This window comes from Tenacibaculum sp. Cn5-46 (assembly GCF_022347705.1).
Lineage (GTDB): Bacteria > Bacteroidota > Bacteroidia > Flavobacteriales > Flavobacteriaceae > Polaribacter > Polaribacter aiptasiae.
In genome coordinates this window covers 350,859-373,869 of record NZ_JAKRGD010000003.1, presented here as the reverse complement: position 1 = coordinate 373,869, position 23,011 = coordinate 350,859, and the positions used below count along the sequence as shown (strand labels likewise).

The window sequence follows — 23,011 nt, the reverse complement described above, 5'->3', positions numbered from 1 at the left end:
TATGGCAACAAATTATTTCAATACATTATCATTAGCAGGAAAATTAGAACAACTTGCAAAATGTAGATTTATGGAAGCATCAGAGTTTTCAGAAGGAGTTAAAGCATTAGAGGATAAAAAAGTAGTTATTATAGGTTGTGGGGCTCAAGGTTTAAACCAAGGATTAAATATGAGAGATTCAGGTTTAGACGTTTCTTATGCATTACGACCAGCAGCTATTGAAGAAAAGAGAGCTTCATATAAAAATGCTACTGAAAACAATTTTAATGTAGGTACGTTTGAAGAGTTAATACCTAATGCTGACTTAGTATTGAATCTAACACCAGATAAGCAACACACAAGAGTTGTAAAAACGGTAATGCCTTTAATGAAAAAAGGAGCAACGTTATCATATTCTCATGGATTTAATATTGTTGAAGAAGGGATGAAAATTCGTGAAGATTTAACAGTAATTATGGTGGCACCAAAATGTCCAGGAACAGAAGTAAGAGAAGAGTATAAAAGAGGTTTTGGAGTACCAACATTAATAGCTGTACATCCAGAGAATGATCCTGAAAATAAAGGATGGGCGCAAGCAAAAGCTTATGCAGTAGCAACAGGAGGAGATAAAGCTGGGGTTTTAGAGTCTTCTTTTGTAGCTGAAGTAAAATCGGATTTAATGGGAGAACAAACTATTTTATGTGGAGTGTTACAGACCGCTTCGATTTTATCTTTCGATAGAATGTTGGAAGAAGGAATAGAATCAACTTATGCAGCAAAACTAATTCAATATGGTTGGGAAACCATTACCGAAGCTTTAAAGCATGGAGGAATTACCAATATGATGAATCGTTTGTCTAATCCTGCAAAAATGAAAGCATTTGAACTTTCAGAAGAGTTGAAAGAAATATTAAAACCATTGTTTGATAAGCATATGGATGATATTATGTCAGGACATTTTTCAAAAACAATGATGGAAGATTGGGCAAATGATGATGTAAATCTATTATCATGGAGAGCGGCAACAGGAGAAACTGCTTTTGAAAAGACAGAAGCAACTGAGGTTGCGGTAAGTGAGCAAGAATATTTTGATCATGGTACTTTAATGGTTGCTTTTGTAAAAGCAGGAGTAGAGTTGGCTTTTGACACCATGGTTGCCTCAGGAATTAAAGAAGAATCGGCATACTATGAATCGTTACATGAGTTACCATTAATAGCAAATACAGTTGCAAGAAAGAAGTTATATGAAATGAATCGAATTATTTCTGATACTGCTGAGTATGGATGTTATTTATTTGATCATGCAGCAAAACCATTATTAGTTGATTTCATGAGTAAGGTTGATACTTCAGTGATAGGAAAATCATATGCAAATTCTAATGAAGTAGATAATTTAGAATTAATTAGAGTTAATGAATCTATTCAGAGTCATCCAATTGAAAAAGTAGGAAAAACATTAAGAGCGTCAATGACAGCAATGAAAGTAATCAGTCAAGAAGAAAAAAAGGAGGCAGTAGTTTTTCATTAAAAGTATGCAAGTAGAAACAAAATATAGACCAACGATAAAAGCTGTAGAAGAAGCAGTAGCTACATTAGAAGGTGTGGCTACTGTAACTCCATTGTTAAAAAACTTTATTTATTCTGAAAAGTATAAATCCTCTATTTATTTAAAACGAGAAGATTTACAGCAAGTACGATCGTATAAAATAAGAGGGGCTTATAATAAGATTAGTTCAATATCGGAAGAAGAGCGTCGTAATGGAATTATTTGTGCAAGTGCTGGAAATCATGCGCAAGGAGTTGCTTATGCTTGTAAAAAGTTGAAAATCCATGGTACTATTGTAATGCCATCTCCAACACCCAAACAAAAAGTAGAACAAGTTAAAATGTTTGGTGGTGATTATGTTGATATTGAATTGACAGGAGATACTTTTGATGATGCTTATAAACTTGCAAAACATGTATGCGATACGTTAGGAAAAACTTTTGTGCATCCATTTGATGATGAAAAAATTATTGAAGGACAAGCTACAGTTGGTTTAGAAATTATTAAACAGTTTGAAACACCTATAAATTATGTGTTTGTTCCTGTTGGAGGAGGTGGATTGGCTTCTGGATTGTCGAGTGTTTTTAAACAATTATCACCAACAACCAAAATAATAGGAGTAGAACCAGAAGGAGCGCCTTCAATGAAAACATCTATTGTAGAGAATAAAAATGTACGATTAGATAAAATAGATAAGTTTATAGATGGTGCTGCTGTACAACAAGTAGGGAATTTAACTTTAGATATTTGTAAAGAGAATTTACACGATATGATTACAGTTCCTGAAGGAAAAGTATGTCAAACTATTTTAGATTTATATAACAAAGAGGCTATTGTAGTAGAACCTGCGGGAGCTTTGACTATTTCTGCGTTAGATTTTTATGCTGAGGAAATTAAAGGTAAAAATGTAGTATGTGTAATTAGTGGTAGTAATAACGATATTACAAGAACGGCAGAGATTAAAGAGCGGGCTTTGTTATATAATAAATTGAAACATTATTTTATTATCCAGTTTCCTCAACGAGCTGGTGCTTTAAAAGAATTTGTTATTGACGTTTTAGGTAAAAATGATGATATAACTTATTTCGAATATTCTAAAAAAACAAGCAGAGAAAATGGTCCTGCTGTTGTTGGAATTGAACTGGAAAAAAAATCAGATTTAGCTCCATTAATTAAACGAATGAAATCGCGTAATTTTTATGGGGAGTATTTAAATGATAAACCTAATTTGTTTGAGTTTTTGGTTTAGAGATTATTCAATTCATTTAAAATAATATCACATCCTTCATTAATTTCTTCTTCAGATATAGTTAATGGAGGGGTGATTCTTATTGCAGAACCTTCAAAAAGTAACCAAAAAAGAATAACTCCTTTTTCTAAACAATTTAAAATAACTTTTGATGCATTTTCAGGAGAGTCAACTAATAAAGCTAACATTAGTCCTCTTCCTCTAATTTCTTTGACAGCCGGATGATTTTTAAACTTATTTCGAATTAATTCTTCTTTTCTTAAAGTTTCTTCGATAAGTTTTGTAGAAGTAATTTCTTCAACAGTAGCTAATCCAGCACTTGCAATAACAGGATGTCCACCAAAAGTAGTAATATGTCCTAGTTTAGGGTTTTCTTTTAAACAATTCATAATTTCATATGAAGAAATAAAAGCACCAATTGGCATTCCACCACCAAGACCTTTACCCGTAATAATTATATCAGGAGTAACATTGTAATTTTCAAATCCCCAAAATTTTCCAGTACGTCCAATCCCAGTTTGGATTTCATCTAAGATTAATAAAGCGCCAACCTCTTCACAGCGTTGCTTAACTTTAGTTAAATAATCGTTTATAGGCTCAATAAATCCGGCACCGCCTTGAATGGTTTCTAAGATAACTCCGGCAGTGTGTTTAGTAATTTTATTTAAATCTAATTCATTGTTGAATTCTATAAATTTAACTCCAGGAATTAGTGGACGAAAAGCTCTATTTTGTTGTTCGGCACCACAAACACTCATAGCACCTTGGGTATTTCCATGATACGCGTTTTTAGCAGAAATTATTTCGCTTCTCCCAGTAAATCTTTTAGCTAGTTTTAAAGCTCCTTCAGTAGCTTCAGTTCCAGAGTTAACAAGATAAATAGAGGATAAGTTTTCAGGTAATGTATTTGCCAAAGCTTTACATAAATCTAACTGAGGTTTTTGAATAAATTCTCCATATACCATTACATGAGTATAAGAGTCTAATTGATTTTTAATTGCTTGAGTAACTTTAGGGTGACTATGTCCTAAGCTATTCGCAGAAACACCAGCAACAAAGTCTAACATTTTTTTACCATTACTATCGTAAATATAGCTTCCTTCTGCTTTAGAAATCTCAATAGCTAAAGGGTGAGGTGTAGTTTGTCCCTGATATTTTAAAAAATCATTTCTCATTATATTTTCTATTTCTGAGTGTTATTTTTAAGGTTGAATTTTTTGACCTTAGATTTCTCTTTTTTGGTGCTTTCCTTTATAAATTTCTGTTTAGCTTTTTTTACATTTGGATTTTCGGGTTTCGATACCTTAGACCTTTTATCTTTAACAAAAATATCCTCAACAGTTTTAGGCTGTTCATCTGCACGCCAAATAAATCCTTTGAACTTTTTTTCTTCAGAAGGAAACTCAGAAGGAGGGAAGGTTTTCCCTTCGGATTTTTTGAAATATTTAGTTTGCTCTATTTCATTCTCTATTAGAGTAAACTCTATGTCACTAGCAATTTCTTTAGTAATGGTTTCTAACTTTTGAGTATCTTCATTTCTATTATGGTATAAGGATTCAGCATTTCCTTTCACAAGCATTATTCTTAAATCATTGTCCTTAAATTTTCCATAAATATTCCGACCTTTAATTTGATTAAAATCATCTTTAGATAGCGAATCTTTTTGAACCATAAAAGCATTCTTTAAGACTTTTAAAGAATCAAGTTTCTCGGTTTTTTTATTCATTAATATTTGAATACTATCTCCAGTAATTTGATTTTTACCAGACCAGAGTATAGGGTTTACAAACATTCTGGTTAAACCTGTTGTTTGACTTGTATGGATAGAATCGCATTTTCCTTGTAAGTTTGATTTAAATATTTTTACATTATTAAAAATACGAGCAATTCTTTTTTCAGGTTTTCCAGTTAATAATATTTTATCACCAGCAATATACATTGAATCTTTATCAACAACTGTAATAGCTACAGGTTTGTCAATAATAAAAAGGGAATCTTTTTTTTCGTATAGCTCAGCATAATTACCTTTAGCAACCATATTTTGAACAGTGTCTATAACTTTTATTCGATTGGTTGCAGAAGCAAAGCCCTTACGTTTATCATAGTATAAACTATCAGCTAAAACTGTTCGTTCTTTTAAAAAGAGTTTTGCATTTTTTACAAAGTAAGAAATGTCAGTATTGGTATCATAGAATCCTCTCTCAGAATAAATTTTGGTGCTGTCTTTTAAGTTAGTTACGGTACTAGGTCCGTATAGGTAAGCTAAATTTGTATTGGTGTAATAATCTAAATGATCAGATTCTAAATTATTCTCAGGGTTTACAACTGTAACTTTTGTTTTAGCAGTAAACTTTTTGTCTTTTAAGAAATAAGTACCTCTTGTACTTTTCAAAGTGTTTTTTTTATCACGAATAGTTCCTCCACTAGGATAAAATAAAATTTGCTCTTTTCTGTCGAAATAAAGTGTGTCTGTACTCAACTTCATTTCTTTATCATTAATTTCTACATGTCCCCATGATTTTGCTCTTTTGGTATTTCCGTTGTATAGGGCAAAATCACTATACTGTATAATACTATCTCCTTGCTCTATAACAACTTCACCAACTGCTTTAAAGATGTTTTCTTCTTGATAGAATAATGCAAAATTAGATTCTAATGTAGCTCCTTCATGCTTCATTTTAACATCTCCAATTAATACCTTGGCTCCAGGGTATTTTTCAGCATCGGAAATACTTTGTTTCGTAGAAATAATTTCAATTTTTCTAGCTTGAGAATAACTTCCTATTGAAAAGAGTATGAGGGTTAAAAGAAATAGTTTTTTCAAAATACAAAATTTAGAGGACAAAAATAATGAAAAGAACGTGCCATATTTCTTAATGAATGAATAAAATTATTAAGTAAAAAGCAAGAGTGTCGTTTTTTTAATGGTTAATTTTGCAAAAACAATATAAAAAGAACCTTATGAGCGCCCATTTTGATTTATCTCTAGAAGAAATGAAATCTTATGGATATAAAATAGTAGACCTAATTGCTGAGCATTGGGATACTTTTAATGATAAAAAACCTGTTACTTCTGCTAGTCGTGAAGAAATGGATAATCTATTTTTACAAGAAGCACCTGATAAAGGAACAGATGCCAATGAAGTTTTAGATTTTGTGATGAATAATGTGATGACTTACAGTAATGTAATTTCACACCCAAAATCATATTCTTTTGTTCCTGGACCAAGTAACTTTATAAGTACTATGGCCGATAGTTTGGCAACTGGATTTAATGTGTTTTCTGGAGGATGGATTGTTTCTCCAGCTGCTGCTGAACTTGAAATAGTAACCATGAATTGGTTATTGAAAATGTTTAATTTCCCTGTGAAAAAAGGAGGAGGGATTTTTACAAGTGGTGGTTCTATGGCAAATTTAACAGCTTTAGTTACTGCTCGTAGAATTAAATGTGGAGACGATTTTTCAAAAGCGGTAATTTATTTATCAGATCAAGCTCATTCATCTAATATAAAAGCAATTCGTGTTTTAGGGTTTAAAAAAGAACAAATACGAATTTTACCAACAGATATTGAGTTTAGAATTAGTATTAACAAACTTAAAAATGCTATTGCTAAAGATAGGTTAGAAGGTTTACAACCTTTTTGCTTTATTGCTTCTGCAGGAACTACTAATACAGGAACTGTTGATCCACTTGATGAGATAGCAGATATTTGTGAAGAAGAAAATTTATGGTTTCATGTTGATGGTGCCTATGGAGGAGCAGCTATTTTATCTGAAAAAGGAGCAAAAGCTTTACGTGGAATTGAACGTGCAGATTCTTTGACAGTTGATCCACATAAATGGTTTTATCAACCGTATGAAATTGGATGTTTGCTGGTAAAAGATGCTTCTTGGTTGAGTAATACTTTTAGTGAAAAACCAGAGTATTTAAGAGATATTGAAGGAAATGAATCTGAAATAAACTTTTATGATTATGGAGTTCAATTAACACGTAGATTTAGGGCTTTAAAGTTTTATATGTCGATAAAAACATATGGGCTAGATACATTTAAAGAAGCAGTAACTTATAATATTCAGTTGGCGGATGATGTAGAAAAACTTTTACGTAAGAGTCGTAACTGGGAAATTATTTCACCAGCAACATTAGCGGTAATTAACTTTAGATACAATCCAATAGGTTTAAACTTTTCAGAACCAGAAATTGACGCGTTGAATCAAGAAATATCTAGAAGAGTAATGGAGTCTAAAGAAGCTCTTTTGGTAACTACTATTTTGAATAAACAAGTTGTATTACGAATGTGTTTAATAAATCCTAAAACAACAATGGATGATGTGAAAGAAACTTTGTTGTTATGTAATAAGTTTGCAAAAGAGATTTTAGATAACAAAAGAAAATAAAAAAGGAGCTTTAAGCTCCTTTTTTTTATGCGTTTTTTTCAAATTCTTGTTTGAAAAATTCTTCTGATTTTCCTTTTGCTATTGATGCTGTTTGCCATTTTTCATTAAGAATCATCTTACCAATATAAGCTATCTGTCCAATGTGATAGGGATAGTGTGCTATTTGTCTTGTTATACTTTCTATTAGTTTATGTTCTTTGTTTCTTATATAAATAGGACGATTAAAATTAGTTTCGTCTAAACTACTTAATGCAGTGAACAAACAATTCCATCCATTTTCCCATTTAATTATCAATTCTTGTTTGGATAAATCTTGAGGTTCAAATTCTTGATCTCTATTTCTTGATTTTTTTTCACCATCAGAAGTAAAAAAATCGGTCCAACGAGAAAGCATGTTTTCAGACATATGAACCATAATAGAAGCAATACTGTTACTTTCATTATTAAAAGTCCAATGTAAATCTTGTTCTTCTAGCTGGTTTAATGTTTTATCAGCAACTTCCTTATAAGACTTAAATTGCTTGGTTATATTGTTTAAATATTCTTCTATCATTTGCAATGAATAAAAAAGGAGTTCTTTAAAGAACTCCTTTTTGTTTATCTATTAATTGTTTGTTTTCTATCAGGACCTACAGAAACAATTTTTACAGGAACTCCAGTTTCTTTTTCAATAAAAGCAACATAGTCTAGTAAATTTTTAGGTAATTGATCTGCTGAAGTCATTTTAGTTAAATCATCTTCCCATCCTTTAAACTCAGTATAGTTTACAGATACGTTTTCAGGTTCTATGTTATATGGTAAGTGTTCTATTTTTTCTCCTTTATAGTTGTATGATGTACATACTTTTAAAGTATCAAACCCAGAAAGAACATCTCCTTTCATCATCATTAATTGAGTAACACCGTTTACATCAACAGCATATTTTAAAGCTACTAAATCTAGCCACCCACAACGACGAGGACGTCCTGTTGTTGCTCCAAATTCATGACCTACTTTAGCCATTGTAGCACCATCCTCATCGAATAATTCGGTAGGGAAAGGTCCAGAACCAACACGTGTTGTATAAGCTTTAAAAATTCCGAATACTTCACTAATTCTATTTGGAGCTACTCCTAAACCAGTACAAGCACCAGCAGCAGTAGTATTAGAAGAAGTTACAAAAGGATAAGTTCCAAAATCAATATCTAATAATGAACCTTGTGCTCCTTCTGCTAAAATAGTTTTACCTTCTTTAATAGCTTTATTTAAAAACTCTTCAGAATCAATAAACTGTAATGTTTTTAGTTTTTGAATACCTAAATCAAATTCAGCTTCTAATTCATCTAAGTCATAATCAATTTGAACATCAAAATAATTAAGCATATTAATATGCTTTTGAGTTAATGCTCTATATTTTTCTTTCCAGTTGTCTAGTTCTAAATCTCCAACTCGCATACCGTTTCTACCAGTTTTGTCCATGTAAGTAGGACCAATTCCTTTTAAGGTAGAACCAATTTTAGCTTTTCCTTTTGAAGTTTCAGAAGCAGCGTCTAGTAGTCTATGCGTAGGTAAAATTAAATGTGCTTTTCTAGAAATTAATAATTTAGAAGTGTAATCAATGTTATGAACGTCTAAATTTTCTAGTTCTTTTTTAAAGATAACAGGGTCAATTACAACTCCGTTACCCACTACGTTTAAAGCTGTTTCATGAAAAATTCCTGAAGGAATTGTATGTAAAACGTGTTTGTTTCCATCAAAAATTAAAGTATGACCAGCGTTTGGCCCTCCTTGAAAACGTGCAATAATATCGTAGTTTTTTGTAAGAACGTCTACAATCTTACCTTTTCCCTCGTCTCCCCATTGTAGTCCGAGTAATAAATCTACTGCCATTTAGTGTGTTGTTAAGTGTGTTTGTTGTTGTTATTTTGTGTTTCTTTTTGTTCCGTAGAAATAAAGTGAATGGTTGTGGATATCGATATCAAAAACATCTTCAATTGTTTTTTTGATAATTTGAATTCTAGGGTCGCAAAATTCTTTTACTTCTCCAGAATCTGTAAGTATTACATGGTCATGGTTTTTATCAAAATAACTTTTTTCATAACGAGCCATAGATTGCCCGTCAAATTGATGCTTACGTACCAATCCACAGTCTAATAATAAATCCATTGTGTTGTAAAGAGTTGCTCTACTTACACGATAGTTTTTGTTTTTCATTTTGATATATAAAGATTCAATATCAAAATGTTCATCAGCATCATATATTTCTTGCAAAATAGCATAACGTTCAGGTGTTTTACGATGCTTATTTTCTTCTAAGAAAGAAGTGAAAACTTTTTTTACAATTTCTTGATTTTCTGCTGAATTACTCATTTAGTTTAAAATTTACGAAAAGACAAATTTACAGTTATTTCTTGATAAAAAAACAAGGATGTTAAAATGATATTTACAAAGTATTAACACGCTCTACTTTTTGAACACCATCTACCTTTTTCATATTGTCTATTAGTTTGGTTAATTGTGATTTGTTTTTTACACTCAACGATAGCTTTCCTTCAAACACACCATCGTCTCCAGAAATATTAATTGTATGAATAAATACATCCATACTGTTTGAAATGATTCTGGTAATATTATTTACAATTCCTTTATTATCAATACCAGATAAATGTAAAATTGCTGTAAACTCTTGTTTGGTAGAATCAATCCATTTTGCAGACATAATTCTGTAAGCATAGTTTGATTGTAATGAAATAGCATTTGGACAATCGTTTTTATGAATTTTGATTCCTTCATTAATAGTTACAAAACCAAAAACTTTATCACCAGGAATAGGGGAACAGCATTTAGCAATTGTATAATCTAAAGTTTGTTCTTCTTTACCAAAAACTAAAGCGTCAAATTTGTTAGTAACTTCTTCTTTTTCTGAAATGTTTTTAGAAGGGTTACGGCGGAAAGTATTTTTAATGAAGCCCATGATAAGCCCACTTCTTTGCGCAACAAATTCTTTTAATTGAGTATTATCTATGGCTCCGTTACCAACTCTGAAAAATAAATCGAAACTAGTTTTTAATCCAAAATAACCAGCTAGCTCGTGAATAACTTTTTCACTGGAACCAATTTTTAAATGACGAAGCTTTCTAAGTAATATAGCTTTTCCTTCTTCGGCTATTTTCTTTTCTTCGGCTTTTAAAGCAGACTTAATTTTAGTACGGGCTCTTGCAGTTAAGACAAAATCTAACCAACGAACATTGGGTTTATTGTTACTAGCAGTAAGTACTTCTACCTGATCACCACTTTTAAGTTCGTAGCTTAATGGAACTAATTTACCATTTACTTTTGCACCTCTACATTTTAAACCCACATCGGTGTGTACAGAAAAAGCAAAATCTAAAGCAGAGGCTCCTTTTGGAAGTGATTTTAAATCTCCTTTAGGTGTAAATACGTATATTTCTTTTGCATATAGATTCAGCTTAAAATCTTCAACAAAATCTACTGCATCTAAACTTTGATTTTCTAAAGTCTCTTTTAAACGGTTTAACCACCCTTCAAGACCGTTTTCTTTTACAGCTCCTTGTTTGTATTTAAAGTGAGCAGCATATCCTTTTTCAGCAATTTCATCCATTCTTTCAGAACGAACTTGTACTTCAACCCATTTAGCTTCTGGACCAATAACGGTAATGTGTAAAGCTTCATATCCTGTTGATTTTGGTTGAGAAATCCAATCTCGCAAACGAGCAGGGTTGGGTTTAAAGAAATCTGTTACAATAGAGTATATTTTCCAAGCATCAAATTTTTCATCACCAGAACTAGGTTCGTAAATAATTCTAATAGCAAATTTATCATACACTTCATCAAAAGTTACATTTTGCTTTCGCATTTTTCTTCGAATAGAAAAAATTGATTTAAAACGTCCTTTAATGTCATATTTAAAACCTTCTTTATCTAAGGCTTCTTTTAAAATACCTGTAAAAGTATCTATATACTTTTGCTGTTCTTCTTTACTATCTTTAATTTTATTTAAAATATCCTTGTATACATCTGGTTCAGTATATTTTAAACCTAGGTCTTCTAATTCCGTTTTGATATTATATAGACCTAATCTATGTGCCAATGGAGCATAGATATATAGAGTTTCAGAAGCAATCTTTACTTGCTTATGAGCTGGCATTGCGTCCATGGTTTGCATGTTGTGCAATCTGTCGGCAATCTTAATTAAAATAACTCTTACATCATCATGTAAGGTAAGTAGCATTTTTCTAAAATTCTCAGCTTGTATAGAATAATCTTGCTCTTTCTTTAAATTAGATATTTTGGTAAGTCCACTAACTATTCGCGCAATGTTTTCGCCAAACAAGCGCTCCATATCGTTAATCGTATAATGTGTATCTTCAACTACATCATGAAGCAAAGCAGCAGCAATAGAAGTTGCACCAAGTCCAATTTCATCAGCCACAATTTTAGCTACAGCAATAGGGTGATAAATATAAGGTTCACCAGTTTTTCTACGTTGCTCGGAATGTGCTTCAACAGCTATATCAAAAGCTTTACGTATTAATTTTTTATCTTCATCAGATAAAGTTTGATAGGTCCCTTTTAATAAATCTTTGTACCTGTTAGCTATTTCTTTGTTTTCTTCTTCTATCGTTGCATTATAACTCATACACTTAAAACTCTTTTGAATGAATATGTTTCAAAATAAAAGTAGTATAAACAAACATACTGAGCAAGTTTTAGAAGGAAATGTTTAAAGCTAATTAAACCTTGATTATTTATAGGTTTTTGAATAAATAAGTAAAGAGTTTTATGTTCAGAAGGTTAAATGCTTGAAAAAGAGTTGAAAAAAAGGGTAGGACTTATAAATAACAAGTGTTTTTCCTATACATCGTTTTAATATAAAGGCATACATTTGTATTATAATTCAGTGGTATAAAACTTTGCTATATATAAAGTACCCCTGGATATCATTCAAGTGTGATATATGAATCTCCTACTTTATTTAAAGTCGGAGATTCTTTATTTACAAAAAACAGGTGTTTATTTTAAGGCAGGATATTCTTTTGTTATATTTAAAAAGTATTGTTTTACACCTAGACTATCAGTTAAGGTTAAAGTATCCTTTTTTATAGAATAATTGAATTTACTTTCAAGTTCTATTATATTCATTTCTTTATTATAGTGCTCAATCAGTTTTTTTCTATAAGGTTTAATACTGTCTTTGTGCAAATTCATTTTATTTAAACTGTCCTGAACTTTAAATGCTCCTACCTCAGTAGAATGTTTAATTTTATAACTAAAAGATTTTAAACTATCATTTAAAGAGTAGCTACCATAATATATTTTTCTATCAAAGTCTTTAATTTTAATACTACTTCTTTTGTCAAAGTATATTTTAAACAGCTCTTGTGAAGGTTTGTTTTCTATAACTTTCCAAACGCCAACCAACTCGTTTGTTTTGTCATATTTTTTAGCAAGATCATTTATATAATCATATCTAATGTAAAGTAATATAGGAAGTATTAAAAAAGGTAGCCAGTAATATTTGGTAAATATTTTAGGTAGATTATCCAATGAGTTTTCTTTATTACTAGGGATTTTAAAGAAATAGTTTTTAAAGCCTTGCCAATCTGAAATTAACAAGAACAATCCCATAACTGTTAGTGTAATAGCCATAACCATAGCACCAAAAGCTATTTCATAAAAAATATTTACTAGTAGAATATTTACCATAAAAGATAAAAGTAAAATAACACCAATACGTTCTGTTCTTCTAAATAGTATTAATATTCCAGCTAAGATTTGGCTACCAGCAATTATTAACCCATATGTTCTTGAGTATCCATAGTAGTACCAAGTAAGCATAAAACCATTATAATTACTTACATTATAATCAGCACCCCAAACTGGTCCAAAACTGAATTGTGTTTTTAAAATTTTAGCAAAGGCATATGAGAATAAGTAATAGGCTAAATAGTATTTACAAAGTAATCTTAGTAAAAATAAACTAATAGGTTTGATGTTTTTAGGTAGTTTCATAGTTCCTTTTTTTTGAAAATTTAAAACAAAAAAACAAAAAATATATAAACGAGCAACCATTTTTAAAAATCTGTAGTCTATATATTTGTAAGGACGCAAAATCGAGAATTTGAATTGAAAATTATTCATTTACATAATCAGCAAGCAGAACTGATAAAAAAAGCTAGAAAAGACGATAGAGAAGCGCAACAGGCTTTATTTGAACAGTTTTCACCTAAAATGTTAGGTGTGTGTAGGCAATATGTAAAAGATATACATCATGCAGAAGATTTGATGTTACAAGGTTTTTTTAAGGTTTTTACTAATTTAAATAAGTTTAAAAACAAAGGAAGTTTTGAAGGTTGGATTCGTAGAATAATGGTAAATACTTGTCTTACTTATTTAAGGAAAAAAAATCCAATTCAGTTAGCAGAAGAAGATTTTGTATTTAATGATGCAGCAACGGAAAGTTTAGAAAATACTTCAGTTGAAGATATTCAAAAGTTAATAGATCAATTACCAGAAGGATATAAGTTAGTTTTTAATTTATATGCAATAGAAGGATATAAACATTCTGAGATATCAAAAAAACTGAATATTTCAGAAGGGACATCAAAATCTCAATTATTTAAAGCACGTAAATATTTGCAGGAGAGTTATATAAAAATGAATGAAATTAAAGATGCAAGCAAATAATATTGATAGAAATATAAAAGATAAACTGAAAAACAGAGAACTGAAACCATCAGCTTCAGCTTGGGAACGTTTAAGTATTCAGTTAGATCAAGAAAAGGCTCGAAAGAAGAAGAAGAGAATTCAACTTTTAAGTTATGTAGCTAGTGTTATTTTATTAGTTAGTATTGGTATACTATATCAAGGAACTTTAAGTGATGATCAGCATATTATTCCTAATAATGAAACTATTGTAGAAGCTCCTTTAGATACTTTCAAAATAGATGAAGTAAACATCAAAGAAGAAGTAGTAAATGAAAAAGCTGTAGCAAACCTTATAGATGAAGGTTTAAAAAAGAAAGAAATTTCTAAAAAAGTTAAAAAAGAGAGCATAAAAAAAAGTCGTGTTTTAAAGGGAAATTTGATTGCTAATACTGTAAAGGAAGAACTAAAAGAAGTAAAAATACCTCTGCCTAATGTTGATAAATCTATAACTAAAGAAGGAGAGAAAAATAAGCCTGAACAAAAAGTTAAATCACGAATAAAAGTAAATAGTGATTATTTATTATATGCAGTAACGCACTCGCCAGAAGAAGTTAAAGAGTATTATGCAAAGTATGAAATAAATAGGGAAGATGTTTTAGATGTGATACAAGACGAATTAACAAAATCTAATCTAAAAATAAATCCAGAAACTATTCTAGCAGAAGTTGAGCTTAGCATACAAGAGTCTGATTTTAAGCAAGACTTCATGAGTAAATTAAAATTAAAATTATCTGATGTAATTGTTGCAATTGCAGATAGAAATAAATAAAAGCGCTTATTAATTATCGATAATTAAACTTCCAAGTTAATACCTGTTTAATTTAAAAATAAAAAAATGAAAAGAATACTACTATTAGTGTTGTTTGTAACAACTATTGCCCATTCTCAAGAGAAAAATTTTGAAGAAGAAGTAAGTAAAATTGCAAAAAAAATAGAGAAAATAACAAAGCAAGAAAAAGATAGCTTAAAACTAAAAGTAAAGTCAATTAATGACAAGTTAGAGAAGAAAATAATAACTCAAGAAGATGCTAAAAAATTAAAAAAAGAAGCAGCAGAGTTACATGCAACTCGTATTGAAACTAGAGTAAGTGTACAAGAACGTAAGTTACAACAACTAGTACAAGATAAAACCAATGGAAGAATAGCTAGTAACTCTGAAGAAGATGAAAGTTTTGTTTTCAGAGTAGGGGGAGCAAAATTTAAGTTTTTAGGAGAAACAGAAAGAAGAAAGAAAAAGAAGCGAGATAAAAGAACTACCACACAGTTTGTTTTTGCTATGGGAGTAAATAATGTGTTGACTAATAATGAGTTTAGTTCTTTAAACGATTCTAATTATAAGTTTTGGCAATCGCATTTTTATGAGTTAGGTTTTACTTGGAAAACACGTTTTTCTAAGGATCCATCAAAATTATACTTCAAATATGGAATTTCATTCTTATGGAATAATCTGAGAGCAAAAAACAATCAATATCATGTGGTTAATGGAGATCAGACTGTTTTAAATACGCATATTAATAATCTTTCAGAAAGTAGATTAAGGCATGTACAAATGACTTTTCCAATGCATATAGAACTTGATTTATCTAAGAATAAGACCAATTCCGATAAAGAAGTTATAGATAATACACATGATTCATTTCAGTTTGGAATAGGAGGCTTTTTCGGATTCAAATTAGGAACACGCCAATATTTAGAATATAGAAATGCTCAAGGTGTAAAAGTAGAAGAAGTACAAAAAGCAGGTTTTAATACCAATGTTATAAACTATGGATTAAGTGCCTATGCATCTTACAAAGGTTGTGGTTTATATGCTAAGTACGATTTAAACCCATTGTTTAAAGGAACTAGTACAAGAAATATTTCATTAGGAGTTCGATTTGATATTAATTAATAAAAAAGGAGATGTTTTAAACATCTCCTTTTTTATTCTTTTCCCATTCTTGTCGTAAATGATAGGAAAGTTTCCCACTTCCGTCGTGTTTCCATCCAGGAGGTTTAAAAAGGTATAAAACTTTTTTACTAAAGCTTGTTTTACTCGTAAAAACATCTCTTAACATATAATACCATTCAATAAAGGCAACTTTAATAGGATTATGAGTATTAATATTACTAACCAAACCATAAACAGGTTTTTCAACTTCTGGTTCAAAAGTTCCTAAGAGCTTATCCCATATGATAAATATACCTGCATGATTTCTATCTAAATATTGAGGATTTGTAGCATGATGTACTCTATGATGACTAGGTGTGTTGAAAATAGCTTCAAACCATTTAGGTAGCTTGTCAATCAATTCAGTATGAATCCAGTATTGATATAACAAACTAATGCTCATTTGCATTAAAATCATTATAGGATGAAAACCCAATAGAGGCAAAGGTGCCCAGAAAATAAAAGTATAAAAGCTTCCAGACCAAGTTTGTCGCAAGGCAGTACTTAAGTTATATTTTGTAGAAGAGTGATGAACTACATGGCTAGCCCAAAATAAACGACTTTCATGAGCAATTCTATGATTCCAATAATAAATAAAATCTTCAGCAAAAAGTAATATAAACCAAGCCCACCATGTAAAAGGAATAGTAAATACACGATACTTATATAAAAAAGTAAAGAACCCTAATATTAATGCTTTGGTAAATAAACCAATAAAAACATTTCCTAATCCCATAGTAATAGATGTCATAGCATCTTTAAACTCATAATCTTCTAGTTTTATTTTTACAGTTAAAATTACTTCTATGATAATAGTAAGGATAAAAAAAGGAATGGCATAATGGATTAAATTAGGAAGATCTGGTATTTGCATAGAAATGAAGAGTTTTTGTTACCTAACAAACATACTAAAAATGAAGCGTTTAATTAAAGAGTAATTTTGCTTTTTTATTAGAAGTAAAAGAAGTATATTTGCAGGCTTAAAAATAAATTTTAAACAATTTAATTATGAATCATTACGAAACTGTTTTCATTTTGAATCCCGTTTTATCTGAAACTCAGATAAAGGAGACAGTAAAAAAGTTTGAGGACTATTTACTTTCTAAAGGTGCAGAGATGATTTCTAAAGAAGATTGGGGATTGAAAAAATTAGCATACCCAATTGAAAAGAAAAAAAGTGGTTTTTACCATTTATTCGACTACAAAGTAGCAGGTGAAGCAATCGCTCCTTTTGAATTAGAATTCAGAAGAGATGATAGCGTTATGCGTTATTTAACTGTAAAGTTAGACAAGCATGCTGCAGCGTGGGCTGAGAAGAGAAGAGAACGTGTTAAATCTGCAAAAAAGTAAGAAATGGCATCAATAGATCAACAAGCAAAAGGAAGCAAGCAAGGAGAAGTACGTTACTTAACTCCACTTGATATTGATACAAAAAAAGAAGCAAAGTACTGTCGTTTTAAAAAGAACGGTATTAAGTATATCGATTACAAAGACGCTGACTTCTTAATGTATTTAGTAAACGAGCAAGGTAAAATTTTACCGAGACGTTTAACAGGAACATCATTAAAATATCAACGTAAAGTTGCACAAGCTATCAAAAGAGCTCGTCACTTAGCATTAATGCCATACGTTGGTGATTTATTAAAATAATAAAGAAGCAGAAACATGGAATTGATATTAAAACAAGACGTAGAAAATTTAGGTTTTAAAGATGATGTTGTAACTGTTAAGAATGGTTATGGTCGTAACTACCTAATTCCTCAAGGATATGCTGTTTTAGCTACTTCTTCAGCTAAAAAAGTATTAGCTGAAAACTTAAAGCAACGTGCTTTTAAAGAAGCTAAATTAATTGAAGATGCTACTAAATTAGCTGATACTGTTAAAGGTTATGAGTTAAAGATAGCTTCTAAAGTAGGTTCTGGTGATAAATTATTCGGATCAGTAAATAACATTGATGTTGCTGAAGCTTTAGCTAAAGCTGGTACTGAGATTGATAAGAAGTTTATCAAAGTTACTGGAGGAAACGTAAAAAGATTAGGAAAATACAACGCTGCTGTACGTTTACACAGAACTGTTGTAGCTGACATCGTGTTTGAAGTAGTTGCTGAAAAGTAATTTATTGTTAAATACATGTTAATAAAGTATGAATCCGCTCTGTTGAGCGGATTTTTTTATTGCGTAAATTTGAGAGATAACTTAATGAAAATTAGTACTATTATGAAGAAATTGATTTTATTTTCTTTTATTTTACTAAGTGTATCTGTTTTTTCTCAGGTAACAACATCTAAAATAAAGGGGACAGTAACCGATAACCAAGGGGAACCGTTATTCGGGGCAAACATTGTAATACTTCATGTACCGACGGGTACCGTATCTGGAGCAGTAGCTCAAGATAATGGAAGATATACAATACCAAACTTAAGGGTAGGAGGGCCATATAAAGTTACGTTTAGTTATGTGGGCTTCAAATCTCAAGAAGTAAATAATGTATTTCTAACTTTAGGTAAAACAACCAATATTGATGGTAAATTATCAGAAGACGGAGAGCAGTTAGATGAAGTTGTTATATCAGCTTCTAAAAGTAAAATATTTAATAATGATCGAACAGGAGCGCAAACTAGTGTAAGCTCAGTTCAATTAAAAACATTACCAACAATATCGCGTTCAGCTTCTGATTTTACGCGATTAGAACCAACAGCAAGTGGTAATTCTTTTGGGGGAAGAAATGACCAGTTCAATAATTTTTCTTTAGATGGTTCTATTTTTAATAATCCATTCGGATTAGATGCAGCAACACCAGGAGGACAAACAGATTCACAACCAGTTTCATTAGATGCAATAGAGCAAATTTCTGTATCTACTGCACCTTATGATGTAACATTATCAGGATTTACAGGGGCATCTGTAAATGCAGTAACAAAAAGTGGTACGAATGAATTTAAAGGGACAGTTTATGGTTTTTATAGAAATGAAGACATGACTGGAGGTGAAATTAAAGGACAGTCGGTGGTAAAACCTAAATTAAATCAAGCGCAATATGGAGTAAGTTTAGGAGGTCCAATTATCAAAAATAAATTATTCTTTTTCGCAAACTTTGAAAAAGATGATCGTACGGACCTAGGAACTGCTGGGTGGACGCCAAATACTGGAAGTGGAGGAATTAGTGAATCAAGAGTTTTAGAATCAGATTTACAGTTAGTTCAAAATATACTATCTCAAGTTGTAGTAGGGCAAGATGCTAATGGCGGAAATGTATTTTACAATACGGGAGCTTATAAAGGTTTTACATACGATTCTAAATCAACAAAAGGTATTTTTAAATTAGATTGGAATATAAATAAGAAACATCGTTTAGCTTTTATTTATAACTTTTTAAGAGCTGAAAAAGAGAAACCAGCTCATCCAACAGCATTAGGGTTTAGAGGACCAAGTGCAACTACTTTACAGTTTGAAAATGCAGGATATGAAATCAATAACAATATAAACTCTTTCTTAGTAGAGTTAAATTCATCTTTTAATGATGAAACAACAAATAAATTGCAAATAGGGTATACACATTTTGATGATTTCAGAAACGCATTATCTTCACCAGCACCATCGATAAGTATTTTAGATGATACAGGAAGTTCAAATTATATTATTGCAGGACACGAACCGTTCTCAATTCACAATAAATTAGATCAAAAAGTATTTCAATTAACTAACAACATGAATTTCTTTAAAGGAGACCATACGTTTACGGTAGGTTTTTCTTTTGAAAAGTTTCAATTTGATAATTCATTCAATTTAGGTGTTTATGGTGCACAAGGAGTATTTTTCCCAACAGGAAGCATATCAGACTTTAGAAATACTGTAGGAAACCCAACAGCAGAAGCAGCATTAGTTGCAAATTTTCAAACACAATTTAACGGTGCAATTTCAGCTCATAATGCTTTAAATAGTGCAGGTATAGGAAACCCTGGAGGTTGGGCGTTAGCGGAAACTAATGTAGGTCAATTAGCGTTTTATGTTCAAGATGAGTGGGAAGTTAATGATAACCTTAAATTGACTTACGGAATTAGATTTGATAAGCCATTATTTTTCGATACTGCAGAGAAAGCACAGGATGTAATAGATAATGCATGTTGTTTTGCTCCTAATATAGATTATTTTAATCCAAATACAGGAGAAACAGTAAGATTAGATAACAGAAAAATGCCAACCAATCAATGGTTAGTGTCACCTAGATTTGGATTTAATTGGGACGCAAAAGGAGATAAAACATTACAATTAAGAGGTGGAACAGGTGTGTTTACAGGACGTTTACCTTTTGTATGGTTAGGAAACCAAATAGCGAATCCTAATGTGTTTTTCTATCAAATGGTAGATCCAGATTTTAAATTTCCACAAGTATGGAGAACTAATATTGGAGCAGACTATAAATTTGAAAGTGGTTATGTAATTTCTGGTGATATTGCATATACTAAAGATATTAATGGAGCGCATGTTCAAAATTGGGGATTGCGTAATCCAACAGGAACATTACAAGGAGTAGGTACAGGAAACAGAGAGATTTATGCAAATTCAGATAAAGGAAACAATGCCTATGTATTTACAAATTCAGATAAAGGGAGAACTTTCAATGCTTCATTTAAAATAGAAAAGACTTTTGAAAACGGATTGTATGCCAACGTTGCTTATAGTTATTTAAATTCAAAAGATGTAAATTCAATAGAGGCAGAAATTACAGGAGATGCTTTTGCCTTTAATCCAGTAGTAGGGAATGCAAATAACGATGTATTAGCTTTCTCTAAATATGGAGATACTCATAGAATTATTGGTGTAGCTTCTAAGAAGTTTAATTATGGTGGAGGTAAATACGCAACCACTATTTCTACATTCTTTGAGTATGCTAAAGGAGGAAGATTTAATTATACATATGGAGGAGATATCAATAATGATGGTTCTGCATTAAATGATTTATTATATGTTCCAACTGCATCAGAATTAACTCAAATGAATTTTGCTTCAGCAGCTGAAGCTACAGCTTTTGAAGCTTATATAAACCAAGATGAGTACTTAAGCTCAAGAAGAGGTCAGTTTGTAGAAAGGTATGGAGCATTAGCACCGTGGAGAGGAAGATGGGATTTAAAAATCTTACAAGATTTTAATTTTAATGTTTCAGAAAATAAGCAAAATACGATTCAAGTAAGTTTAGATATATTAAATGTAGGTAATTTAATTAATTCAGATTGGGGAGTTGTTCAACAAGTAGGAAATGTACAGCCAGTTGGAGTAAGATTTCCAGATGTAAATCCAGCAAATACCAATCCAGCAAACTATGTTCCTGATTATACTCAAGCACCAACATACTCATTTAATCCAAATTTAACAGAAACATTTGTATATGATACGAGCTTAAATTCTCGTTGGCAAATGCAACTAGGATTGCGATACATCTTTTAAAAGATGCAGTTTAACGACAGAAACCTTCATTTCATGGAGGTTTTTTTATTTTTTTCAATGAAATTTATTAATAAAGGGGGTTTTACCTATGAATTTAATTAAAAAAAAGTTTCATATTTGTATCAGTTAATAAAGATAGGGGACTTTATTACAACGTTTTAAGATATAGTCTTTGAGGGGTTGATTATATTTTAAAAAAACTCTGACTTCTAAAGTCAGAGTTTTTATTTATACAGATACTTCTACTTGGTTTTTTAAGATGTCCTCAAAAGTTTCTCTTTTTCTTATTAAGTAATCTTTCCCCTTATAAATCATAACCTCAGCAGGTCTGTATCTCGAATTGTAATTTGAAGCCATTGAATAACAATAAGCTCCTGCATTGTGGAAGCATAAAATGTCTCCTTCTGAAATTTCATTAATTCTTCTGTTAGAACCAAAAGTATCAGATTCACATATATAACCAACAATGCTATAAAAACGTTCTCTTCCTTTTGGATTAGAAATGTTTTCTATATGATGGTAAGAATTATAAAACATAGGACGAATCAAATGGTTTAAACCACTATCAATACCCGCAAAAACAGTAGAAGTTGTTTGTTTTATAACATTAACCTTAGCTAAAAAGTACCCTGCTTCACTTACCAAGAATTTACCTGGTTCAAACATTAGAGTGACATCTTTACCGTATTCTTTACAAAAGCTATTGAAACGTTGTGAAAGCTTTTTACCTAACTCTTCAATATTTGTAGAAATATCACCTTCTTTATATGGAACTTTAAAACCACTTCCAAAATCAATAAAATCAATATTATCAAATTCTTTAGCTGTATTGAATAATATTTCTGATGCTCTTAAAAAAGTATCAATGTCTAAAATATCAGATCCAGTATGCATATGCACACCATTTATGCGCATTCCCGTATTTTCTACCACTCTTTTAATGTGTGGTACTTGGTGAATTGAAATACCAAATTTAGAATCAATATGACCTACAGAAATTTTGCTATTTCCTCCAGCCATAATGTGTGGGTTAATACGAATACAAACAGGTACTTTAGGATGTTTTTGTCCAAATAACTCAAGTATAGATAAGTTATCAATGTTTATTTGAATACCTAATTTGGCAACGTCTTCAATTTCTTGTAAAGAAACTCCATTAGGTGTATAAATAATGTTTTCAGGAGCAAAACCAGCTTTTAAGCCAAGTTTTACTTCTTGAATAGAAACAGTATCCAATCCACTTTTTAAAGAATTAAAAACCTTTAAAATGTTGATGTTAGATAAAGCTTTCGCAGCATAGTTTATTTTTAGGTTCTTAACCTTTGAAAAAGCACCAGTAATCTTTTTATACTGACTAATAATTTTTTCAGTGTCATAAACGTAAAGTGGGGATTGATACTTCCCAGTTAACTCTAATAAGGCTTTTCTATCCATTTTTATTATTATTTAATGCCTCAAAATTAGATAATGGGTTTGTGCTAACAAATTATATATAAGAAATAAACATATCTGTTCTTTTTGTGAAAAAAAGGTTATTTACATATCTTGAAAAGGGGGTTTTCCTAATGTAATGTGTTGAAAAAGAGACATATTTGTTGTGAAATAAATGTAGGGGATTTATTTCGCAGTTAAATGATATTTTCTTTAAGGGGTGATTATATCATTAAATTAAAGCTCTAGTGTTTCACTAGAGCTTTTCTTTTTTTGAAAAATAGATTTAGAAATAAAAAACTCTAGCTATTGCTAGAGTTCTTAT

General features: G+C 30.7%; 19 protein-coding genes. 10 read left to right on the top strand and 9 right to left on the bottom strand.

Features of this window, described 5'->3' with window-relative positions; translation table 11 throughout:
* The first annotated feature begins 1 nt into the window (after nucleotide 1).
* Both ilvC and ilvA read left to right on the top strand, forming a co-directional pair.
* Nucleotides 2-1,507, top strand: a complete 1,506-nt coding sequence (ilvC, locus tag MHN29_RS08360) for a ketol-acid reductoisomerase (protein WP_235274048.1) — start codon at nucleotides 2-4, stop codon at nucleotides 1,505-1,507.
* A gap of 4 nt (nucleotides 1,508-1,511) precedes the next feature.
* Nucleotides 1,512-2,774, top strand: a complete 1,263-nt coding sequence (ilvA, locus tag MHN29_RS08355) for a threonine ammonia-lyase IlvA (protein ID WP_235274047.1) — start codon at nucleotides 1,512-1,514, stop codon at nucleotides 2,772-2,774.
* On the opposite strand, the gene MHN29_RS08350 is transcribed toward ilvA, so the two are convergent.
* Entirely contained in the window at nucleotides 2,771-3,949 is a 1,179-nt protein-coding gene (locus tag MHN29_RS08350; protein ID WP_235274046.1) for an aspartate aminotransferase family protein, read from the bottom strand. The two genes, ilvA and MHN29_RS08350, sit on opposite strands and share 4 nt — an antisense overlap.
* A gap of 8 nt (nucleotides 3,950-3,957) precedes the next feature.
* Nucleotides 3,958-5,598 carry an OstA-like protein gene (locus MHN29_RS08345; RefSeq protein WP_235274045.1) on the bottom strand — a complete coding sequence of 547 codons (1,641 nt, stop codon included), beginning with the start codon at nucleotides 5,596-5,598 and terminating at the stop codon, nucleotides 3,958-3,960.
* A gap of 137 nt (nucleotides 5,599-5,735) precedes the next feature.
* Between MHN29_RS08345 and MHN29_RS08340 the strand changes: the two genes are divergently transcribed.
* Complete coding sequence (locus MHN29_RS08340) at nucleotides 5,736-7,172, top strand: aspartate aminotransferase family protein (protein WP_235274044.1); 1,437 nt, start codon at nucleotides 5,736-5,738, stop codon at nucleotides 7,170-7,172.
* Nucleotides 7,173-7,197: 25 nt separating this feature from the next.
* Here the strand turns inward: MHN29_RS08340 and MHN29_RS08335 are convergent, their stop codons facing one another.
* The 5 genes from MHN29_RS08335 to MHN29_RS08315 all read right to left on the bottom strand — a co-directional run bounded on the left by MHN29_RS08335 (nucleotide 7,198) and on the right by MHN29_RS08315 (nucleotide 13,184).
* Nucleotides 7,198-7,725: a DUF1572 family protein gene (locus MHN29_RS08335; protein ID WP_235274043.1), complete on the bottom strand. Its 528-nt coding sequence runs from the start codon at nucleotides 7,723-7,725 to the stop codon at nucleotides 7,198-7,200.
* Nucleotides 7,726-7,769: 44 nt separating this feature from the next.
* Nucleotides 7,770-9,041 carry an adenylosuccinate synthase gene (locus tag MHN29_RS08330; protein WP_235274042.1) on the bottom strand — a complete coding sequence of 424 codons (1,272 nt, stop codon included), beginning with the start codon at nucleotides 9,039-9,041 and terminating at the stop codon, nucleotides 7,770-7,772.
* Nucleotides 9,042-9,071: 30 nt separating this feature from the next.
* Nucleotides 9,072-9,521, bottom strand: coding sequence for a Fur family transcriptional regulator (locus MHN29_RS08325; RefSeq protein ID WP_235274041.1), 450 nt, complete (start codon nucleotides 9,519-9,521; stop codon nucleotides 9,072-9,074).
* A gap of 73 nt (nucleotides 9,522-9,594) precedes the next feature.
* Nucleotides 9,595-11,811, bottom strand: coding sequence for a bifunctional (p)ppGpp synthetase/guanosine-3',5'-bis(diphosphate) 3'-pyrophosphohydrolase (locus tag MHN29_RS08320; RefSeq protein WP_150899201.1), 2,217 nt, complete (start codon nucleotides 11,809-11,811; stop codon nucleotides 9,595-9,597).
* A gap of 374 nt (nucleotides 11,812-12,185) precedes the next feature.
* On the bottom strand, nucleotides 12,186-13,184 hold the full coding sequence (locus MHN29_RS08315; protein WP_235274040.1) for a hypothetical protein: 999 nt from the start codon (nucleotides 13,182-13,184) through the stop codon (nucleotides 12,186-12,188).
* 114 nt (nucleotides 13,185-13,298) lie between these two features.
* On the opposite strand from MHN29_RS08315, the gene MHN29_RS08310 reads away from it, so the two are divergent.
* From MHN29_RS08310 to MHN29_RS08300, 3 genes are all read left to right on the top strand, one after another.
* Nucleotides 13,299-13,859, top strand: coding sequence for an RNA polymerase sigma factor (locus MHN29_RS08310; protein WP_235274039.1), 561 nt, complete (start codon nucleotides 13,299-13,301; stop codon nucleotides 13,857-13,859).
* Entirely contained in the window at nucleotides 13,834-14,649 is an 816-nt protein-coding gene (locus MHN29_RS08305; RefSeq protein ID WP_235274038.1) for a hypothetical protein, read from the top strand. The genes MHN29_RS08310 and MHN29_RS08305 overlap by 26 nt, the downstream gene beginning before the upstream one ends.
* A gap of 66 nt (nucleotides 14,650-14,715) precedes the next feature.
* On the top strand, nucleotides 14,716-15,771 hold the full coding sequence (locus MHN29_RS08300; RefSeq protein WP_235274037.1) for a hypothetical protein: 1,056 nt from the start codon (nucleotides 14,716-14,718) through the stop codon (nucleotides 15,769-15,771).
* A gap of 16 nt (nucleotides 15,772-15,787) precedes the next feature.
* Here the strand turns inward: MHN29_RS08300 and MHN29_RS08295 are convergent, their stop codons facing one another.
* On the bottom strand, nucleotides 15,788-16,684 hold the full coding sequence (locus MHN29_RS08295; RefSeq protein ID WP_235274036.1) for a sterol desaturase family protein: 897 nt from the start codon (nucleotides 16,682-16,684) through the stop codon (nucleotides 15,788-15,790).
* Nucleotides 16,685-16,818: 134 nt separating this feature from the next.
* Here MHN29_RS08295 and rpsF point away from each other — a divergent pair, with 134 nt between their 5' ends.
* The 4 genes from rpsF to MHN29_RS08275 all read left to right on the top strand — a co-directional run bounded on the left by rpsF (nucleotide 16,819) and on the right by MHN29_RS08275 (nucleotide 21,255).
* Nucleotides 16,819-17,160, top strand: a complete 342-nt coding sequence (gene rpsF, locus MHN29_RS08290; protein ID WP_150899196.1) for a 30S ribosomal protein S6 — start codon at nucleotides 16,819-16,821, stop codon at nucleotides 17,158-17,160.
* Between the two features lie 3 nt (nucleotides 17,161-17,163).
* Nucleotides 17,164-17,460 (top strand): 30S ribosomal protein S18, encoded by a 297-nt coding sequence (rpsR, locus tag MHN29_RS08285; protein ID WP_150899195.1) that lies wholly within the window; start codon nucleotides 17,164-17,166, stop codon nucleotides 17,458-17,460.
* A 15-nt stretch (nucleotides 17,461-17,475) separates the two neighbouring features.
* Entirely contained in the window at nucleotides 17,476-17,925 is a 450-nt protein-coding gene (gene rplI / locus MHN29_RS08280; RefSeq protein WP_235274035.1) for a 50S ribosomal protein L9, read from the top strand.
* Nucleotides 17,926-18,027: 102 nt separating this feature from the next.
* Nucleotides 18,028-21,255, top strand: coding sequence for a carboxypeptidase regulatory-like domain-containing protein (locus tag MHN29_RS08275; protein WP_235274034.1), 3,228 nt, complete (start codon nucleotides 18,028-18,030; stop codon nucleotides 21,253-21,255).
* 228 nt (nucleotides 21,256-21,483) lie between these two features.
* Here MHN29_RS08275 and lysA read toward each other — a convergent pair whose 3' ends face one another.
* Nucleotides 21,484-22,689 carry a diaminopimelate decarboxylase gene (gene lysA, locus MHN29_RS08270; protein WP_235274033.1) on the bottom strand — a complete coding sequence of 402 codons (1,206 nt, stop codon included), beginning with the start codon at nucleotides 22,687-22,689 and terminating at the stop codon, nucleotides 21,484-21,486.
* Nucleotides 22,690-23,011: the final 322 nt, after the last annotated feature.

Bases quoted from the DNA above. Each gene is read 5' to 3' on its own strand.
- MHN29_RS08325 (WP_235274041.1), bottom strand. From the start codon at position 9,521: ATGAGTAATTCAGCAGAAAATCAAGAAATTGTAAAAAAAGTTTTCACT.
- MHN29_RS08295 (WP_235274036.1), bottom strand. From the start codon at position 16,684: ATGCAAATACCAGATCTTCCTAATTTAATCCATTATGCCATTCCTTTT.
- MHN29_RS08315 (WP_235274040.1), bottom strand. From the start codon at position 13,184: ATGAAACTACCTAAAAACATCAAACCTATTAGTTTATTTTTACTAAGA.
- MHN29_RS08275 (WP_235274034.1), top strand. From the start codon at position 18,028: ATGAAGAAATTGATTTTATTTTCTTTTATTTTACTAAGTGTATCTGTT.
- rplI (WP_235274035.1), top strand. From the start codon at position 17,476: ATGGAATTGATATTAAAACAAGACGTAGAAAATTTAGGTTTTAAAGAT.
- MHN29_RS08305 (WP_235274038.1), top strand. From the start codon at position 13,834: ATGAAATTAAAGATGCAAGCAAATAATATTGATAGAAATATAAAAGAT.
- MHN29_RS08350 (WP_235274046.1), bottom strand. From the start codon at position 3,949: ATGAGAAATGATTTTTTAAAATATCAGGGACAAACTACACCTCACCCT.
- rpsR (WP_150899195.1), top strand. From the start codon at position 17,164: ATGGCATCAATAGATCAACAAGCAAAAGGAAGCAAGCAAGGAGAAGTA.
- ilvC (WP_235274048.1), top strand. From the start codon at position 2: ATGGCAACAAATTATTTCAATACATTATCATTAGCAGGAAAATTAGAA.
- MHN29_RS08320 (WP_150899201.1), bottom strand. From the start codon at position 11,811: ATGAGTTATAATGCAACGATAGAAGAAGAAAACAAAGAAATAGCTAAC.
- MHN29_RS08330 (WP_235274042.1), bottom strand. From the start codon at position 9,041: ATGGCAGTAGATTTATTACTCGGACTACAATGGGGAGACGAGGGAAAA.
- lysA (WP_235274033.1), bottom strand. From the start codon at position 22,689: ATGGATAGAAAAGCCTTATTAGAGTTAACTGGGAAGTATCAATCCCCA.
- ilvA (WP_235274047.1), top strand. From the start codon at position 1,512: ATGCAAGTAGAAACAAAATATAGACCAACGATAAAAGCTGTAGAAGAA.
- rpsF (WP_150899196.1), top strand. From the start codon at position 16,819: ATGAATCATTACGAAACTGTTTTCATTTTGAATCCCGTTTTATCTGAA.
- MHN29_RS08335 (WP_235274043.1), bottom strand. From the start codon at position 7,725: ATGATAGAAGAATATTTAAACAATATAACCAAGCAATTTAAGTCTTAT.
- MHN29_RS08300 (WP_235274037.1), top strand. From the start codon at position 14,716: ATGAAAAGAATACTACTATTAGTGTTGTTTGTAACAACTATTGCCCAT.
- MHN29_RS08340 (WP_235274044.1), top strand. From the start codon at position 5,736: ATGAGCGCCCATTTTGATTTATCTCTAGAAGAAATGAAATCTTATGGA.